Origin of the sequence: Burkholderia sp. BCC1638, from assembly GCF_902833195.1 — a bacterium.
Taxonomy (GTDB): Bacteria; Pseudomonadota; Gammaproteobacteria; order Burkholderiales; family Burkholderiaceae; genus Burkholderia; species Burkholderia diffusa.
The window spans coordinates 116,016-132,941 of the sequence record NZ_CADFEC010000009.1; the positions used below are offsets into that span (position 1 = coordinate 116,016).

The window sequence follows — 16,926 nt, forward strand, 5'->3', positions numbered from 1 at the left end:
TTAATGAGATAAAATCGCGCTGAATTACAACGACACGGGCGGGGAATCGAAATTCATGAGCCATATGACGGGGTTGGGGCGGGCGTGTGTGTTGCTCGCCATGATGGGAGGCATGCAGGGCGCGTTCGCGCAGGGGTTGGCCGGCAATGCATCGCCGGCGGTGCAGCAGGCGTCGGCGCCGGTGGCGGCGATCCCGGTGATCGATCAGCAAGCTCAGACGTCGGTACAGCCGCAGGCGGGCGAGACGACCGGGCAGAGCACGGTCGACGAACTGCAGCGCCAGATCCAGGCGCATTCGCTGACGGAAATGCGCACCAGCTATAACGGCAGCTACGGCGCGAGCCTGCTGTTCAGCGTGAAGGACGGTTCCTATTTCGTCGCGCTGTTCCAGCAGAAGGCGTTCTGGCGGGTGATCAAGACTTACGACGAAACGCGGGCCGAGACGATCTATCGCGATTTCTCACGTCAGGCGGAACGGCTGGCCGTCAACGAACTGCGTGCGGCGAAGCTGGAATCGCAAAAGGCGCAGATGGACCGGCAGATCGAAGTCACGCAGGAACGGGCGCGGCGTCTGCAGGCGGACATCTCGATCGCACGCGAGCAGCAGGCAGCGGTCGCGGATCGCCAGAAGAGCGTCCGCACCGAAACGGCGGCGTTGCAGGCGCAACAGGCGCAGCTTCAGTCGCAACTGCGCGCATTGCAGCAGCAGGTGCGTTCGCTGCAGCGCGAGGCCGACGCAGGCTTGCCGACGACGGCGCACTGAGCGATCACGGCATGGCCGGTGCGGCGACATGCCGCGCCGACCCACCAGAAAAAAGGGCAAGCCGCTTGGCTTGCCCTTTCGTTTTACTGGCCGTCCGGCACGATTCGCCGGCGGCGCGTGACGATCACCGGCCCGTTGCCGCCGCGTGCGTCGGACGGCGACGTGTTGCCCGATGCCTCGCCGGCGTCGCGCGGTGCGCCGTAGCTTTCGCGCGGTGCGCCGTAGCCTTCGCGGGGCTCGCGCGGCGCGCCATAACCCTCGCGCGGTTCGCGCGAGCCATAGCCTTCGCGCGGTTCACGGGAACCGTAACCTTCACGCGGTTCGCGCGAGCCGTAGCCGCCGCCGTCGCCGCGCGATTCGCGGGCGCCGCCGTGCGAGCCGTACGGGCTGTGGCCGCCGCCTTCGCGGCCGCCCGGCCGACCGCCGGTACGCGGGCCGCGGGGGCCGCCGCCGCCCGGGCGCGAGCCGCCCGTGTCGAGCTGGATCGTGGAAATCGCACGCTTGTAGATGCCTTGCAGACCCACGGGGGTGCGCAGCATCACCAGGTACTGGTCGAACGACTCGATACACCCCGTCAGACGAATGCCGTTGACGAGATAGATTTCAACACGCTTACGTTCCTTGCGCGCCGAATTGATGAAGTCGTTTTGCGGATGGGATTCTGCGGGATTGGCCATTGAGGTGCGGCAGGAGCCTGCGTCAGAGAATATGTTGTGCGTGTGTGGCGTGGTTGCCCACCAAGTGTTTGGCGGGATTTTACCCTGTTCGTTCCACCAGTGCGCAGTCGCGATTGTGTCGAACCGTAACCCACTATAGACGTTCCCGTGCATTTTCGCGATTCGGTCGAATGGCTAATGCCGTTTCGTTACGTCGCGTTACGACTCTCGCAACGGCGTAGCACCTGGCGGCGCGCGGCGCGATTACATTCGACGCGCGTGCCGGGCTGGCCGGCGGATCCGGGAAGGGGAACATGAACAAGAGGGGATTGGCGGTGTGGATCGGGGGTGTGGCGTTGCTCGCTTCCGGCAGTGCAATGGCGGGACACGTCGACCTGTCGGTGGGCATCGGCGTGCCGGTCGCGCCGGTCTATGTCGAGCCGGCACCGGTCTATGTGGCGCCGCAGCCGGCGGTGGTCGCCTATCCGGGTTACGGATACGGCTACTACGGCGAAGAGGACGACGACGGTTACCGGAAATGGCGCAAGCACTATTACAAGCATTGGCGCAAGCATCACGACGATGACGACGATTGAGCGCGACCTGCGCGGCGCCGGTGACGTTCAGAACGCGTAATCCGGATTCTTCGGGTCAAACGCGGATTCGTCGAGCGTCACCGGCGCGATTTTCTCGATGACGATTCGTTCGAAGATCTTGCCGTCGTTGTCATACGATTCGACGGTCCTGAAGTACGGCGCGTGCAGGTCGAGCCCGAGGGTTTCCTTCTTCGCGTAGAACTGCGGGCGGCCGGTCGGCGTCTCGTAGGTGAGCGCGACGACGCGCACGCCGCCGATCGTCTTCGCTTCCACTTGCGTCGGCCGCTGCACGCCGGCTTCCTGGTATTTCTTTCCTTCGGTCAGGTACAGGTTCGTGATGAACTCGGTGCCGAGATCCTTAACCTGGTGATTCGACTGCGCGCGTGCGAGTGCGCCGTCGAGCGCCGTCCACAGCGGAATCTTGCCGAGCAGGCCGCCGAGATGGCCGTACATCTCGTCCTTGCGCTGGGTCGTGTCGTAGATCGTCTCCTGTCCGGTATGCGCGCCGCCCGGCAGCCATTTCGCATACACCCGCAACGGTTCGCGGGTCGTCTTCACGAGCATGCGGTCGGGCGTGTCGGACCATTTCCCGCTGATGCGCTCCTGGCGCACCATCGTGAACTGGTACGACGGATAGCCATTGGGACCGTTGCGGATATAGAGCGGGACGGCGAGCGGATCGAGCGTCTTGAACAGCGCCGTGAGCGTCGCGTCGTCAAGTTGTGCGAGCGTGCCGCGCTGGGCGGCCGTGCGCAGCCAGCGCGCCTGCTGCGCGACCGGCTCACGCGTGACCTTCGCCAGGTCCGCCGGCAGTGCGGCCTCCTGGGCCGCGCTCGCGGCGGCGGCGGTTTCCTGCGCATGCAGGCCAGCTTGCGCGAGCGACAGCATGCACGCGACGGCCGCGGCGGCGTGCCGCGTGCGGCGCTTCGTTCCTTCGTTCATCGACAGCGTCTCCCGGGGCGATGGATCGTTCAGCCTTGCTTCGCGGCCTTGAGCTTGGCGAGTTCCTCGTCGCGCAGCGCGCGGCGCAGGATCTTGCCGACGTTCGTCTGCGGCAGCGCGTCGCGGAATTCGACGAACTTCGGCATCTTGTAGCCGGTCAGGTTCTTGCGGCAATGCGCGAGCACGTCGTCGACCGTCAACGTCGGGTCGCGGCGCACGACGAAGACCTTGATCCGTTCGCCCTGGACTTCGTCCGGGATGCCGATCGCGGCGGCTTCGCTGATGCCCGGATGCATGACCAGCACTTCCTCGATCTCGTTCGGATACACGTTGAAGCCCGAGACGAGGATCATGTCCTTCTTGCGGTCGATCAGGCGGATGAAGCCGCGCTCGTCCATCACGCCGATGTCGCCGGTGCCGAGCCAGCCGTCGGCGTCGATCACCTTCGCGGTCTCGTCGGGCCGCTGCCAGTAGCCGCGCATCACCTGCGGGCCGTGCACGCACAGCTCGCCCGGCTCGCCGACGGCGGCCCAGGTGCCGTCCTCGCGCCGGAAGCGCACGAGCGTCGACGGGGCGGGCAGGCCGATCGAGCCGCTGAACGCGGCCATGTCGGTCAGATCCACCGGATTCATCGTGACGATCGGCGAGCATTCGGTGAGCCCGTAGCCTTCGACGACCGGCCGCCCCGTGACCTCCTGAAAGCGCTCCGCGACCGCGCGCTGCATCGCCATGCCGCCCGCCATCGCGAGCTTGAGCTTGGAGAAGTCGCGCTTGCGGAATTCCTCGTTGTCGAGGAACGCGTTGTACAGCGTGTTGATCCCGGTGATTCCGGTGAATGTCTCGTTGCGGATGATCTTCATCACCATGTTCATGTCGCGCGGATTCGCGATCAGGATGTTGCGCCCGCCGAGCCCCATGAAGATGAACGCGTTCACCGTCAGCGAATAGATGTGATAAAGCGGCAGCGGCGTCAACACGGTCTCGACGTCGCCCGAGACCTGGTCGGCGATCCACGCCTTGGCCTGCAGCAGGTTCGCGATCAGGTTGCCGTGCGTGAGCATCGCGCCTTTCGCGACGCCGGTCGTGCCGCCCGTGTATTGCAGGAACGCGAGATCGTCGCGTGTCGTCTGCACCGGTTGCGGTTTGCCGCGTGCGCCGAGCGCGAGGGCGGCGCGCAGCCGGATCGCCTGCGGCAGGCTGTAGGCCGGCACGAGCTTCTTCACATGCTTCAGCACGAAATTGATCAGGCGTCCTTTTGCATTGAAGCCGTCGGCGAGCAGGTCGCCGAGCGCGGTGACGACGATGTTCTTCACCTGCGTTTCCGGCAACGCGTCCTGCAGCGTGCGCGCGAAGTTCTCGAATACGACGATCGTCTGCGCGCCGCTGTCCTTCAGCTGGTGCGCGAGTTCGCGCGCGGTATAGAGCGGGTTGACGTTGACGACGATCGCGCCGGCCTTCAGCGTTCCGAACAGCGCGACCGGGTACTGGAACGTATTCGGCAGCATGATGGCGACGCGGTCGCCCGGTTTCACGCCGGTGCTTTGCAGATACGACGCGAACGCATCGACTTTTTGCGCGAGCGTGCGATAGGTCATCGATGCGCCTGCGCTCACGTAGGCGACGCGCTCGGCGAAGCGCGTCGTGCATTCGTCGAAGAATTGCACGAGCGATGCGTATTGCGTGACGTCGATTTCATGCGGCACGCCGGGCGGATACGAGGCGTACCAGATGCCGTCGGTGTTCGGCGGGAGCTGGGCCGCTGCGGTTGCTGCGGATGAGGACATGACGTGTCTCCGGTGTCGACGAGCGTTAGCGCTTCAGCGCTTACGCTCGTCCCATGCTTTGCGGTCGACGAGCGTTAGCGCTTCAGCGCTTACGCTCGTCCCATGCTTCGCGGTCGACGAGAGTTGACGCTTCAGCGCTAACTCTCGCCCCATGCTTTTTCGTCGACGAGCGCAAGCCAGACTTGGCTCCCGCCGCATGACATTCGTTCGGCCCGGGCCAGCGTGTCAACGCCGGCCCGGGCCGCCAAAATCGTGAATCGCCGCCTGCGCGGCCTCGTGCGATCAACTCGCCGATTGCACCGTCGCCGGATCGGCGGCCGGCGCGCTCGACGGCAGCCCGAACGCCTCGCTCGCACCCGCATCGTCGAGCACGGCCGCGAAGATCGACAGCTGCGCGCTGTCGGGCATCGGCGCCTTCAGCGCGGCGACGATCAGCGAGGACAACCGCGCGATCATCTGCACGTCGTTCATCGTGCGGCCTTGCGAGAATTCGTCGATGAGGCTTTCGGTTTCGGCACCGGCCAGTGCGCCGGACAGCGCGCCGATCGCGAAGTGCAGCCGCCAGCCGAGCTCCGTGCGCGGCAGGTGCGGCAGCGCGCGCTGGAATGCGTCGAAGAAGCGGCCCGCGACGCTCGCGTAGTGCGCGGTCAGGAAGTTGCGCACGAACGGCGACGGGTCGGTATACGCGCGGCCGATCAGCCGCAGGAACGCGGGGCCGCCGCGCTCGGGGTCGCGCGACGCCTTCAGCGCGGGAATGAACATCGCGCCGAGCACGTGCTCGCAGGTGATGTGTGCACCGAGCTGCGCATCGAAGCGGTCGAGGATGCCGAGACGTTCCTGGTTGAGCTGATCGAGCCGACGCGACAGCATCGCGTGGATCAACGCTTCCTTGCTGCCGAAGTGGTAGTTGACCGCGGCGAGGTTCACCGCCGCGCGCGACGTGATCTGCCGCATCGACATCGCTTCGAAGCCATGTTCGATGAACAGGTCCTCGGCCGCATCGAGAATGCGCGCCTTCGTCCCGCCGGTCTGCCGATTTCCGGATGACCGCGTCCCGGACGGCCGTCCCGCCGACGGTCGCCCCTCCTGACTGACTGCCATGTCCCGCCTCCCAATGCCGGTCGCCCGGCCGCGAACAGGTGATTTGATTATCGGATTCAAACAGCCGTTTTTATTAAGATAAAAAAACGCGGGCGGCGCGGGCAAGCGAGGAATCTGGACAAATTCCTCTAGTTCGATGTGCGAATGCGGAAAGTCTGTCGCGCGGCCCCGGCGGGATGGGGCGCGCGCGATGGTGCGATGCGGCAATGCGCAGGCTCAGCCGATGGTGCTACGCGTATTGACCGATTGCGTCATGTCGATGCCGCGCCGTTCGCGGCTGAACAGGATCAGCACGGCGATCACGACGGCCACGATGCCGGCCACGAGCGCCAGCGCGAAACCGTAGTTGTTGCCCTGGGAAACCGCGAGCGACGCCTGCATCGTCGCGTTGCCGGACGCGAGCAGGTTGCCGAGCTGGTAGACGACGCCGGGGAACGTCGCGCGAATCTCGTCGGGCGAGATCTCGTTCAGGTGGACGGGGATCACGCCCCACGCACCCTGTACGGAGATCTGCATCAGGAACGCGCCGGCGGCGAGCGCGACCGGGCCGCTCGAGAACGCCCACAGCGGCAGCACCGGCAGCGCGATCAGTGCGGCGACGAAGATCGCGCGACGGCGGCCGATCTTCTCCGAGATCGCGCCGAACGACAGGCCGCCGACGATCGCGCCGATGTTCAGCACGATCGTGATCCACGACACGGTATGCGGATCGAAGTGATGCTGTTCGCGCAGGAAGGTGGGGTAGAGGTCCTGCGTGCCGTGCGAGAAGAAGTTGAACGCGGTCATCAGCACGATCGCGTAGATCGTGAGTTTCCAGTTCTGCTGGATCGTGGCCGCGAGACTCGGCCGCGGACGCTTTTCCATCTGCTTCCAGGCCGGCGATTCGGGCACGTGCGTGCGCACATACAGCACGAGCAGCGCGGGCAGCACGCCGACCATGAACATGCCGCGCCAGCCGATGTACTGGTAGAACAGGCCGAACACGACGGACGCGAGCAGGTAGCCGCTCGGATAGCCGGCCTGCAGCAAGCCCGACACGAAGCCGCGCGCGTGGGTCGGCACGGTTTCCATCGTCAGCGCGGAGCCGACGCCCCATTCACCGCCCATCGCGATGCCGAACAGCGCGCGCAGCGCCAGCAGCGCGGCGAGGCTCGGCGCGAAGCCCGACGCGAGTTCGAGCAGCGAATAGCACGCGATGTTGACCATCAGCGTCGGACGGCGGCCGAATCGGTCCGCGAGCCGTCCGAAGATCAGCGCGCCGATCGGGCGCATCGCGAGCGTGAGCGTCAGCGCAAACGCGACCGCGGGAATCGTCGACGCGAATTCGGCGGCGATGTCCTTCAGCACGAAGACCATCAGGAAAAAATCGAACGCGTCGAGTGTCCAGCCCAGGTAGGCGGCGATCGTGACGTTGCGTTGTTCGCGGGTCCAGCTCATGTCCGAGGTCTCCTCGTAGGCTTGCGCGCTCACGATCCGCTGGCGGATGCCGGCCCGGCTTGCGCGCGGTGCGGGGGCATGGATCGAGTGTAGGCCGCGGCACCGTACGATGCGGGGTGCGATAACCGCGAATCGGGAATAATCCCTATGAAATGGATTGTTGAGAAAACGGAAATGAGCGTGCGCGAGACAGGCGACAGGCATCTGTATCATTCCGGAAGGCTTTTTGTATCAGTCATGTAATGTGCGCGACGCGCATCGCTATCGAATCAGGAGTCCCGATGACCGAACCATCCGTTGCCGCGTTGCCCGTCCTGGAGACCGGGCGGCTGTGGCTGCGCCCGCGCGTGCTGGCCGATCTCGACGCGAGCATCGAGATGGATCGCGATCCCGAGGTCACGCGCTACATCGCGGGCCCGTGGCACGACCCGGACGAACATCGCCGCTTCGTCACGCATCGGATCACGCGCGCGTATCCGCCGGGCCTCGGCTACTGGTCGATCTTCGAGAAGGCCGCGCCCGATGCGTTCGTCGGATGGATCCTGCTGATTCCCGACTATGCGGGTGGCGCGCGCGACGTCGAGATCGGCTGGCGGCTCGTGCGTGCCGCGTGGGGGCGCGGCATCGCATGCGAGGCTGCCGCGGCCGTCGTGCGTCATGCGTTCGACACCGTGCGGCTGCCGCGCGTGATCGCCGATATCGCCGAGGCGAACAAGGGGTCGCTGAACGTCGCACGCAAGCTCGGGATGCGGCGCGTGAGCGTCGTTCACGACGGGATTCCTTACGTGCGCCACCGTCTCGAGCGCGACGACCTGCGTACATAGTGTTGCGTCCGGTTGTCAGAGATGGTCAAGCACAGGCACATCGAGGCCGTGACGTATTAACGGCTCGTCAGATCAGGAGTATCGTTGCCGGAAATTCGTAACATGGGGTACGACCATGGCACTCGGCAACGACGTTCATCTCATTCCCGTCCAGCTCGACGCACTGCGTCCGACGCAAATGACGGTCGGCTATCGCGAAGTGAAAGCGAAGCGCAAGCACTGGAAGACGCTCGACAAGCGCGCGCGCAAAGCCGCGATCGAGTCGCACTGGTTTCCGGCCGTCCTCGGTCCGGGCGGGCTGCACTACATCACCGATCATCACCACCTCGGCCTCGCGCTGATCGAGGAAGGGGAGACGCGTGTGAACGCGATGCTGCTGAAGGATCTGTCCTGGCTCGACGACACGATCTTCTGGCGGATGATGGAACACAACCAGTGGGTGCATCCGTTCGGCGCGGACGGTTCGCGTCGCGACTACGCACATCTGCCGAAGGCGCTGACGGGGCTCGAGGACGATCCGTACCGGAGCCTTGCGGGCGAGCTGCGCACGGCCGGCGGCTACGCGAAGGATGCGACGCCGTTCAGCGAATTCCTGTGGGCCGACTACCTGCGCCAGCACGTGACGCTCGACCAGATCCGCAAGAACTTCTCGAAGGCGCTCGACCTCTCGCTGCGCCATGCGCACGAGCAGGACGCGCGCTATCTGCCCGGCTGGTCGGGCGTCATTGCCGTCAAGCCCTGATACGCGCCTGGTGCCTGCCACTTCATGACGACCGTCCCGCCCCGTCCGGATGCCGGCCCGCAGCATCCCGAGCATTTCGCTGCACTCGATGCGGCAACGTCGCCGCCCATGCGGCGCATCGGCCTCGATGCGCTGGCCGGCGTATCGATCGCCGGGCTGCTGATTCCCGAGGCGGTCGCGTACGCGGGTCTCGCCAACCTGCCGCCGCAGGCCGGTCTCATCGCGCTGCTGTCGGGGCTTGTCGTCTATGCGCTGACTGGCAGCAGTCGCTTTGCGATCGTGTCGTCGACATCGTCGTCGGCGGCCGTGCTCGCCGCGACCGTGCTGGCCGAGTCCGGGATGGCGCTTGCCGCGCAGCTCGCGCTGGCGGCCGCGCTCGTCGCGATGACCGGCGTGCTGTTCATCCTGGCGGGCGCCGCGCGACTGGGCGGCATGTCGGATTTCGTCGCGCGTCCGGTCCTGCGCGGTTTCACGTTCGGCCTGGCGCTGACGATCGTCATCAAGCAGTTGCCGAAGATTCTCGCGATCTCCGTGCAGCACAGCGACGCGCCGCATGTCGCGCTCGAGCTCGTCACCGGCGCGCCGCATGCGAACCTCGCGAGCGTCGCGCTCGGCGCGACCGCGCTCGCGTTGCTGTTCGTGCTCGGCCGGCGCTCGCGCGTGCCCGCGACACTGGTCGTGATCGTGCTGTCGATCGCGGCCGGGTATATGGTCGACTGGCAGCACTACGGGATCGCGATCGTCGGGCACATCGATTTCCGGCACATCGAATTCGGCCTGCCGCATCTCGACCGCAATGCATGGATGCAGACGGTCGAACTTGCTTTCGCGCTGATGCTGATCCTGTATGCGGAGTCGTACGGATCGATTCGCAACTTCGCGCTGAAGCATGGCGACAGCGTGTCGCCGAACCGCGACCTCGTCGCGCTCGGCTGCGCGAACCTCGTGTCGGGGCTGCTGCACGGGATGCCGGTCGGCGCCGGCTATTCGGCGACGTCCGCGAACGAGGCGGCCGGTGCGCGGTCGCGTTTCGCGGGCTTGTGGGCGGCCGGCGTGGTCGCGCTGATCGTGTGGCTGCTGCTGCCGCAGCTTGCGCGCACGCCGGAGCCCGTGCTCGCGGCGATCGTGATCTTTGCGGTCAGCCACTCGCTGCATCCGACGGTGTTCCGGCCGTACTGGGTCTGGCATCGCGACCGGCTCGTCGTGATCGCCGCGTTGCTCGCGGTGCTCGTGCTCGGCGTGCTGCACGGCCTGCTCGCGGCCATCGGCGTGAGCCTGCTGCTGACGCTGCGCAAGTTGTCGGAGCCGAACGTGAGCGTGCTCGGCCGGTTGCGCGACGGGCACGACTTCGTCGACGTCGCGAATCATGCCGATGCGAAGCCGGTGCCCGGCGTGCTGATCGTGCGGCCCGAGGCGCAGCTGTTCTTCGCGAACGCGGACCGGATGCTCAATCGCGTGCGTGCGCTGATGAAGGCCGCGCCCGATACGCGTACCGTGCTGCTGAGTCTCGAGGAAACGCCGGACGTGGACGGCACGACGATCGAGTCGTTGCGTACGTTCGCGGCCGAATGCGCGGCCCGTGGGCTGCAGTTCGCGATCGTGCGGCTCAAGGAGCACGCGCTGCATGCGCTGCGCCGTGCGGCAGATGAGACGCTGCGCGACGACGAGATGTCCGAACTGAGTGTCGACGAGAGCCTGCAATTGCTGCAGGCGCGCGGTAATGGCGGAAAGGGCGCGCAGGGCGGTGCGTGACGAACGCGCCGTCCAGCGCGTTCCGGTGCTGTCTAGTCCGATAGCGCGGCGTCGGCCGCTTCGGCAGCCACGGGATTTGCCATGACCTCTGCCACCTCGGCAGCCGTCGGCGCATACGCGCCCGCGTGCGCGCAGGCGACCGCCGCGCACGCTGCCGCGTAGCGCAGATGTTCGGCGGCCGATGCGCCGGGGCGCGTGAGCTGGCTGGCGAGCCAGCCACCGATGCTGGCGTCGCCGCAGCCGACGGTATCGGCGACCTCGGTCGCGAACGCCGGTTGGAACAGCGCGGAATCGCGATGCAGGAGTTGCATGCCGGCCGCGCCGCGCGTGACGAGCACGCTCGCATCGGGCGCCCACGCGCGCAATTGTGCGAGCGCGGCGGCTTCGTCGAGTTCGGGGAACAGGCCGCGCAGATCCTCGTCGGAAACCTTGATCCAGTCGGCGAGACTTGCCAGCCGGCGCAGTGTGGCGCGATACGACGGCGCGGCCATCGGCGCGCGATAGTTTGGATCGAACGAGATTCGTTTGCCGGCGGCGCGTGCAGCCTGCACGACGTCGATCAGGCGCGACGCAAGCGGCTCGCGCACGACGCCGAGCGAGCCGACGTGCACGATCTCGGCCGCGTCGAGCGCGCCGTCGGGCAAGTCGGCCGGATCGAACGCGAGGTCGGCGCTGTTTTCGCCGATGAAGAAATAGTCGGGTGGCTGCTTCGACACGACCATCGCGAGCAGCGGCGCACGATCGACCTGCCGGATGAAGCGCGGGTCGAGCCCGGCATCAGCGCTCCTGCGCATCAGTTCGTCGCCGAAGATGTCGCGGCTGACCGTGCCGGCGAAGGCGGTCGGCACGCCGAGCCGCGCGCCGACGCGCGCCACGTTCCAGCACGAGCCGCCGGCGACGCTGCGCCAGTGCTGCGCGTCGTCGCGGATGAAATCGGTCAGCGCTTCGCCGAATACGATCAGGCGGGGGAGCGTCGTCGTCATGTCGAAAACCTTGTGCCGCGGCGTGTCGCGCGGCGGTGCAGCGGTTGAGGTGAGCGGACGGGCAGGGCCGGGCGCCGCGCGCGGCGATACGGCGGCGTGGCCCGGCACCGCCCGGGATCGCGGGTGGCGTCGCGCGATCAGCGCGGGCTGCTCCAGCCCTTGTAGCCCTTCACGTTGTCGCGCGTGACGAGCGTCGGCTCGATCAGGATCATCGGGTTGGCCGGCTTCTGGCCGTTCATGATCCCGTAGCCGACGTTGACGGCCTGCTGCGCCATCGCCCACGGGTCCTGGCTCGACGACGCCTGCACGAGCGTGTTGGACTTCAGCGCCACCTCGATGTCCGGCGCACCGTCGACCGACGTGATCACGATGTTCGGGCGATTCAGCTGCTTCGCCGCGAGATCGCTGCCGATCGCCTGCGGGTCGTTGATCGTGAACACGCCGTCGAGCTTCGGAAAGCGCGTCAGGTAGCCTTGCATCGCGTTCATCCCGCCTTCGCGCGAGCCCTTGCCGTCCTGGTCGCTCGACAGCAGCTTGATGCCCGGGTTTTTCGCGAGCACGGCCTTGCAGCCGTTCACGCGATCGATCACGGCCGACACCTGCGGGCCGTTCTCGATGATCACGTTGCCCTTGCCGCTGAGCTTCTTCGCGAGGTAGTCGCACGCCAGCTCGCCGGCCTTCACGTTGTTGGTCTGCACGGTCGCGTTCGCGCCGGCTGCCGCGACGTCCACCGCGACGACCGTGATGCCGGCCGCCTGCGCCTTCTTCACCGCCGGCTCGATCGCCTTCGGATCGGTCGCGTTGAGCAGGATCATGTCGACATGCGCGGAGATGAAGTTGTCGATCTGCGTGAACTGCTTGTTCAGGTCGTAGTCGGCGGAAACCGCGGTGACCTTCGCGTTCGGGTTGAGCTGTTTCGCGCGCGCTTCGGCGCCTTTCACGATCGTGACGAAGTACGGGTTGCCGAGCGACCCGACCGTGACGCCGATCGATTTCAGCGGCTTGTCGGCTGCGTGGGCGGCGGTGGCGCCGAAGGCGAGCGCGCAGGCGATGGCGGTCAGGGCGGCTTTGTGCTTGAACATGTCGTTGTGTCTCCGGAAGGTCCGTTGGCGGACGGGCGCAGGAGGACCTGCCTGCGCCCTGATGGTTGAATGGTGAGGAATCCGTGTCAGGTACGGGCCGAGTCGCGCTGGCGATAGCGATCGAGCGCGACGGCGCCGATGATCACGAGCCCCTTGATGATGTATTGCCAGATGTCGGATACGCCGAGCAGCACGAGACCGTTGGTCAGAACCGCGATGATCAGCGCACCGATCAGCGTGCCGACGATCGAGCCGACGCCGCCGACGAAGCTCGTGCCGCCGAGGATCACCGCGGCGATCGCATCGAGTTCGTACGACTGGCCGAGCTGCAGGCCGTTGGCCGCATAGAGCCGCGCGGCCGACATCACCGCGCCGAGACCCGCGAGCAGACCCGACGCGGCATACACGAACAGCTGGATCGCCCGCACGTTGATGCCCGACAGGCGCGCGGCTTCAGGGTTGCCGCCGACCGAATAGATCCGCATCCCGAGCACCGTGCGGCGCAGGATGAACCAGGACAGCGCGATCACCGCGCACGCGATCACGACGAGCCAGGGCACGCCGAGGATCGTGCCGTTGCCGATGAACGCGAACGGCAGTTGCGGGTTGAAGACGGTCGTGTCGTTGCCGATCAGGCGGGCGACCCCGCGCACGGCCGTCATCGCGCCGAGCGTGACGATGAACGGCGGCAGGCGCAGGAACGAGATCAGGCCGCCGTTGATCGCGCCGAACACGAGGCCGACCGCGAGCGCGATCGGCACGCCGAGCCAGCCCCAACCGGGGATGGTCGACGCGAGCAGCGCGGCGACGGCCGATGCGGCGAGCACCGAGCCGACCGACAGGTCGATGCCGCCCGTCAGGATCACGAAGGTCATGCCGGCGGCGAGCACGATGTTGATCGAGGCCTGCTGCGTGACGATCGACAGGTTCTGCAGCGTGAAGAAGCCGTCGGTCAGGAAACCGAAGCCGATGCACAGAACCAGCAGCACCGGCAGCATGCCGGCGGTGCGCATCAGCGATTGCATGCGCGCGCGATGATCGGCGCCGCGCATCAGCGGCGTACGGTTGGCCACCGGATGGGCCGTCGCGGAAGCGAGGTTCCGCTGCTTGGTCGGGTTGATCATGTCGGTACCTGGACGTAAGAGGGAGATGAAGGGGCCGTGGTCAGTGCGCGTCGGCGAGTTCGGCCTGCGAGCCGGTGGCGAGCGCGATGATCGCTTCCTGCGTGATGGGCGTGTGCATGTGGCCGCCGAGTTGGCCGGCGATCTCGCCTTCGCGCATCACGAGCACGCGATCGGCGACACCGATGATTTCCGGCAGCTCGCTCGAGATCACGATCACGCCGACGCCCGCACGGGCCAGTTCGTTGATGATCCGGTAGATCTCGGATTTCGCGCCGATGTCGACGCCGCGCGTCGGTTCGTCGAGGATCAGCACGCGCGGCTTCGTCTCGAGCAGGCGCGACAGCAGCACTTTCTGCTGGTTGCCGCCCGACAGCGCGCCGACGTTCACGTTCGCGTTCGGCACGCGGATCGACAGCGAGGCGATCGCATCGCGCGCGCGTTCGGCGCCGCGTGCGAGATCGAGCGCGCCGAGCCGGGCGTCGCGGTTGCACACGGAGATGTTGATGTTGTCGCGCACGCTCATGTCCAGGAACAGGCCCTGGCGCTTGCGGTCTTCCGTCAGGTAGACGAGGCCCGCGTCGATCGCGTCGCGCGGCGAATGCGCGCCGAACGTCCGATCGCCCAGCTTCACGACGCCGCGCGTGCGCGGTTCCGCGCCGAAGATCAGCCGCGCGAGCTCGGTGCGGCCCGCGCCGACGAGCCCGGCGATGCCGAGCACCTCGCCCGCATGCAGGTCGAGGCTGCAGCCGCGCACGCGGTCGCCGTCGGCGATGTCGCGTACCGACAGCAGCAGGTGGCCGGGGTCGTACGGCGCATGTTCCTTCTTGTAGAAGCCGGAGATGTCGCGGCCCACCATCATCGCGACGAGCCGCTCGGCCGACAGCGATTCGCGCTCGAGCGTGCCGACGTACGCTCCGTCGCGCAGCACCGACACGCGGTCGGACAATTCATAGATCTCGGCCATCCGGTGGCTGATGTAGATGATCGCGAGACCTTCCTCGCGCAGCTGGCGGATCAGGCCGAACAGGTGCTCGGTCTCGCGCGACGACAGCGGTGTCGTCGGTTCGTCCATCACCAGGATGCGTGCGCGGGTGTGCACGGCGCGCGCGATTTCGACGAGTTGCTGCTCGGCGATCGACAGCGTGCCGACGAGCATGTCGGGCCCGAACGGGGCGCCGAGACGTGTGAGCACGTCCTGGCAGCCGCGCGCCATCGCCGCGCGGTCGATGGTGCCCCAGCGCCGGTTGCCGCGCCGCAGTTCGCGGCCGACGTAGATGTTTTCCGCCACCGTCAGGTTCGGTGCGAGGCACAGCTCCTGGTAGATCACCGCGACGCCCGCATCACGCGCGGCAAGCGGGCCATCGACGTCGATGCGCTCGCCGTCGATCAGGATTTCGCCGCCGGCGTCGGCGCGGTACGCGCCCGACAGGATCTTCATCAGCGTCGACTTGCCCGCGCCGTTCTCGCCCATCAGCGAGTGGATCTCGCCCGGATAGACGGTCAGGCTGACGTTGTCGAGCGCGCGCACGGCCGGGAACGTCTTGCTGATCCGGCGCATCTCGAGCAGCGGCCGGGGCGACTCAGAACGCGACATGGTTGACCTCCTGCGATTCGGTGCGGGCGCCCTTGAGGATGCCGGCCCGCGGGGAGAAGTTGAAGAACATCGGCAGCGTCGCGGCGCCGATCGCACCGGCGTCGGCGCCGAACGTGCCGCGCACGAGCGTCGGCGTGCCGCGCGCTTCCGGCGCGGTGGCGACGAGCGCCGCGCGCAGGCGGGTCGTCAGCGCATCGAGCAGGCCGGCGTCGGTATCGGCATCGAGCACGACCACCGGCGCATCGACGACGCACAGCACCGCGCGCAATGCCGGGGCGAGTGCGTCGACGCAGTCGTCGATCCATTCGTCGACCGCCGGCAGGCCGCGCGCGATGCAGGCCTCGAGATCGGCACGGTTCTCGACCGTCTCGCCGTGATGGCGCAGGTGGCGCACGAGCGCATGCAGCGATGCGCGGGCGAGCAGGATGTCCCACGGGCCGCGCGGCGGCGGCGCGGAGGCCAGCCGGCTCGGCGGGACGGGAATCACGGCGATGTCGCCGGCATTGCCGGTCACGCCGCGCAGGCAGTCGCCGTCGATCGCGATGCCGCCGCCGATCGCCGGACCGATGAACAGGTAGACGAAGTCGTCGCACTGCCGGCCGTACCCGTAGAACAGTTCGGCGATCGCGGCCGCGTTGCCGTCGTTTTCGCCGAACACGGGCAGCGACAGCGTGCGCCCGAGGTCGCTCGCGAAGTCGACGTCTTCCCATGCGCGGAACGTGTCGGGCGCGAGGCCGAGCTCGCGCATCCATGCGCCGAGGTTGTACGGTTGCGCGACGCCGACGCCCGCCAGGCGCGCGCGCTCATGCGCGGGAAGCAGATCCTGCATCGCATCGATGTCGCGTCGCACGATGTCGAGCACGTCGGCGGGCGGGGGGAGCAGCGTGTCGTGGGAGCGGCGGCCGAGCACGTCGCCCGCGAAATTGACGAGCGCCGTCTCGATGCGCATCCGGTCGAGATGAACGCCGATGCCGAACGCGCCGCGCGGATCGAGGCGGATCAGCGATGCCGGCTGGCCGCGCTGGCCTTCGGTGCGGCCGGCGAACGCAATCAGCTTCGCATCGGCGAGCGACGCGATAATGCTGCCGACCGCCGTGCCCGTCATGTTCGCGAGACGGGCGAGATCGGCCTTCGATGCTCTACCCGCACGGCGCAGCGTCTTCAACAGCAGGCGCTCGTTGTAACGGCGCACGTTGGCCGAGTTGCTTCCCTGGCCGATGTGCGGGCTTCTCATGGCGTCTCCTTCCATGGGCGCGTCGGTTGCGACGCATTAAATAAATCACGTTGATTTATTTAACCGCGTGAGCGGCGGCGTGTCAGCCTAGGGAAATCCCGGTTTTTGCCTCTGGGGCGGGGATCGATGCTGGTGGGCAAGGCTGGGGGCGGATCACGGGTGGCGAAGTGATTGTCTCCGCGCACGAGGCTGGCGTGGAGTCGGCACTCGGTGCGTGTTGGCGGGCTGGGGTGAGTTGCGCTGCGGCCGCGGCGAAAGCGGAAGCGCGCCCGCAGGGATTCTGGAGCCGGAAATGAAAAAAGGCCGGCATAG

The 16,926-nt window shown here is 67.1% G+C and carries 15 protein-coding genes; 5 read left to right on the top strand and 10 right to left on the bottom strand.

What is annotated here, in order from left to right; all coding sequences use genetic code 11:
• The first annotated feature begins 55 nt into the window (after positions 1–55).
• Entirely contained in the window at positions 56–763 is a 708-nt protein-coding gene (locus HWX22_RS13370) for a DUF2968 domain-containing protein (protein WP_175915791.1), read from the top strand.
• An 83-nt stretch (positions 764–846) separates the two neighbouring features.
• On the opposite strand, the gene hfq is transcribed toward HWX22_RS13370, so the two are convergent.
• On the bottom strand, positions 847–1,440 hold the full coding sequence (gene hfq, locus HWX22_RS13375; protein ID WP_175915834.1) for an RNA chaperone Hfq: 594 nt from the start codon (positions 1,438–1,440) through the stop codon (positions 847–849).
• A 293-nt stretch (positions 1,441–1,733) separates the two neighbouring features.
• Between hfq and HWX22_RS13380 the strand changes: the two genes are divergently transcribed.
• Entirely contained in the window at positions 1,734–2,015 is a 282-nt protein-coding gene (locus tag HWX22_RS13380; protein ID WP_175915792.1) for a PXPV repeat protein, read from the top strand.
• Positions 2,016–2,042: 27 nt separating this feature from the next.
• On the opposite strand, the gene HWX22_RS13385 is transcribed toward HWX22_RS13380, so the two are convergent.
• The 4 genes from HWX22_RS13385 to HWX22_RS13400 all read right to left on the bottom strand — a co-directional run bounded on the left by HWX22_RS13385 (position 2,043) and on the right by HWX22_RS13400 (position 7,279).
• Complete coding sequence (locus tag HWX22_RS13385) at positions 2,043–2,957, bottom strand: DUF1571 domain-containing protein (RefSeq protein ID WP_175908276.1); 915 nt, start codon at positions 2,955–2,957, stop codon at positions 2,043–2,045.
• 29 nt (positions 2,958–2,986) lie between these two features.
• Entirely contained in the window at positions 2,987–4,741 is a 1,755-nt protein-coding gene (locus HWX22_RS13390) for an AMP-binding protein (RefSeq protein ID WP_059691796.1), read from the bottom strand.
• Between the two features lie 282 nt (positions 4,742–5,023).
• On the bottom strand, positions 5,024–5,842 hold the full coding sequence (locus HWX22_RS13395; protein WP_175915793.1) for a TetR/AcrR family transcriptional regulator: 819 nt from the start codon (positions 5,840–5,842) through the stop codon (positions 5,024–5,026).
• A gap of 216 nt (positions 5,843–6,058) precedes the next feature.
• Complete coding sequence (locus HWX22_RS13400) at positions 6,059–7,279, bottom strand: MFS transporter (protein ID WP_175915794.1); 1,221 nt, start codon at positions 7,277–7,279, stop codon at positions 6,059–6,061.
• 281 nt (positions 7,280–7,560) lie between these two features.
• Here HWX22_RS13400 and HWX22_RS13405 point away from each other — a divergent pair, with 281 nt between their 5' ends.
• From HWX22_RS13405 to HWX22_RS13415, 3 genes are all read left to right on the top strand, one after another.
• Complete coding sequence (locus HWX22_RS13405) at positions 7,561–8,103, top strand: GNAT family N-acetyltransferase (RefSeq protein ID WP_175915795.1); 543 nt, start codon at positions 7,561–7,563, stop codon at positions 8,101–8,103.
• 115 nt (positions 8,104–8,218) lie between these two features.
• Positions 8,219–8,845 carry a ParB-like protein gene (locus HWX22_RS13410; protein ID WP_175915796.1) on the top strand — a complete coding sequence of 209 codons (627 nt, stop codon included), beginning with the start codon at positions 8,219–8,221 and terminating at the stop codon, positions 8,843–8,845.
• 24 nt (positions 8,846–8,869) lie between these two features.
• On the top strand, positions 8,870–10,597 hold the full coding sequence (locus tag HWX22_RS13415) for a SulP family inorganic anion transporter (RefSeq protein WP_175915797.1): 1,728 nt from the start codon (positions 8,870–8,872) through the stop codon (positions 10,595–10,597).
• A gap of 32 nt (positions 10,598–10,629) precedes the next feature.
• On the opposite strand, the gene HWX22_RS13420 is transcribed toward HWX22_RS13415, so the two are convergent.
• The 5 genes from HWX22_RS13420 to HWX22_RS13440 form a co-directional block, all read right to left on the bottom strand.
• The gene (locus HWX22_RS13420) at positions 10,630–11,580 is read right to left on the bottom strand and encodes a carbohydrate kinase (RefSeq protein ID WP_175908284.1); all 951 of its coding nucleotides are present in this window, start codon (positions 11,578–11,580) and stop codon (positions 10,630–10,632) included.
• Positions 11,581–11,717: 137 nt separating this feature from the next.
• Positions 11,718–12,662 carry an ABC transporter substrate-binding protein gene (locus HWX22_RS13425; protein WP_059818101.1) on the bottom strand — a complete coding sequence of 315 codons (945 nt, stop codon included), beginning with the start codon at positions 12,660–12,662 and terminating at the stop codon, positions 11,718–11,720.
• A gap of 86 nt (positions 12,663–12,748) precedes the next feature.
• Complete coding sequence (locus tag HWX22_RS13430) at positions 12,749–13,786, bottom strand: ribose ABC transporter permease (RefSeq protein WP_059532942.1); 1,038 nt, start codon at positions 13,784–13,786, stop codon at positions 12,749–12,751.
• A 40-nt stretch (positions 13,787–13,826) separates the two neighbouring features.
• Positions 13,827–15,380 carry a sugar ABC transporter ATP-binding protein gene (locus HWX22_RS13435; protein ID WP_175915798.1) on the bottom strand — a complete coding sequence of 518 codons (1,554 nt, stop codon included), beginning with the start codon at positions 15,378–15,380 and terminating at the stop codon, positions 13,827–13,829.
• Positions 15,367–16,614 (bottom strand): ROK family protein, encoded by a 1,248-nt coding sequence (locus tag HWX22_RS13440; RefSeq protein ID WP_175915799.1) that lies wholly within the window; start codon positions 16,612–16,614, stop codon positions 15,367–15,369. The genes HWX22_RS13435 and HWX22_RS13440 overlap by 14 nt, the downstream gene beginning before the upstream one ends.
• Positions 16,615–16,926: the final 312 nt, after the last annotated feature.

What these genes read in the sequence shown, in the direction of transcription:
- HWX22_RS13370 (WP_175915791.1), top strand. Translation starts at nt 56, where the DNA reads ATGAGCCATATGACGGGGTTGGGGCGGGCGTGTGTGTTGCTCGCCATG.
- hfq (WP_175915834.1), bottom strand. Translation starts at nt 1,440, where the DNA reads ATGGCCAATCCCGCAGAATCCCATCCGCAAAACGACTTCATCAATTCG.
- HWX22_RS13380 (WP_175915792.1), top strand. Translation starts at nt 1,734, where the DNA reads ATGAACAAGAGGGGATTGGCGGTGTGGATCGGGGGTGTGGCGTTGCTC.
- HWX22_RS13385 (WP_175908276.1), bottom strand. Translation starts at nt 2,957, where the DNA reads ATGAACGAAGGAACGAAGCGCCGCACGCGGCACGCCGCCGCGGCCGTC.
- HWX22_RS13390 (WP_059691796.1), bottom strand. Translation starts at nt 4,741, where the DNA reads ATGTCCTCATCCGCAGCAACCGCAGCGGCCCAGCTCCCGCCGAACACC.
- HWX22_RS13395 (WP_175915793.1), bottom strand. Translation starts at nt 5,842, where the DNA reads ATGGCAGTCAGTCAGGAGGGGCGACCGTCGGCGGGACGGCCGTCCGGG.
- HWX22_RS13400 (WP_175915794.1), bottom strand. Translation starts at nt 7,279, where the DNA reads ATGAGCTGGACCCGCGAACAACGCAACGTCACGATCGCCGCCTACCTG.
- HWX22_RS13405 (WP_175915795.1), top strand. Translation starts at nt 7,561, where the DNA reads ATGACCGAACCATCCGTTGCCGCGTTGCCCGTCCTGGAGACCGGGCGG.
- HWX22_RS13410 (WP_175915796.1), top strand. Translation starts at nt 8,219, where the DNA reads ATGGCACTCGGCAACGACGTTCATCTCATTCCCGTCCAGCTCGACGCA.
- HWX22_RS13415 (WP_175915797.1), top strand. Translation starts at nt 8,870, where the DNA reads ATGACGACCGTCCCGCCCCGTCCGGATGCCGGCCCGCAGCATCCCGAG.
- HWX22_RS13420 (WP_175908284.1), bottom strand. Translation starts at nt 11,580, where the DNA reads ATGACGACGACGCTCCCCCGCCTGATCGTATTCGGCGAAGCGCTGACC.
- HWX22_RS13425 (WP_059818101.1), bottom strand. Translation starts at nt 12,662, where the DNA reads ATGTTCAAGCACAAAGCCGCCCTGACCGCCATCGCCTGCGCGCTCGCC.
- HWX22_RS13430 (WP_059532942.1), bottom strand. Translation starts at nt 13,786, where the DNA reads ATGATCAACCCGACCAAGCAGCGGAACCTCGCTTCCGCGACGGCCCAT.
- HWX22_RS13435 (WP_175915798.1), bottom strand. Translation starts at nt 15,380, where the DNA reads ATGTCGCGTTCTGAGTCGCCCCGGCCGCTGCTCGAGATGCGCCGGATC.
- HWX22_RS13440 (WP_175915799.1), bottom strand. Translation starts at nt 16,614, where the DNA reads ATGAGAAGCCCGCACATCGGCCAGGGAAGCAACTCGGCCAACGTGCGC.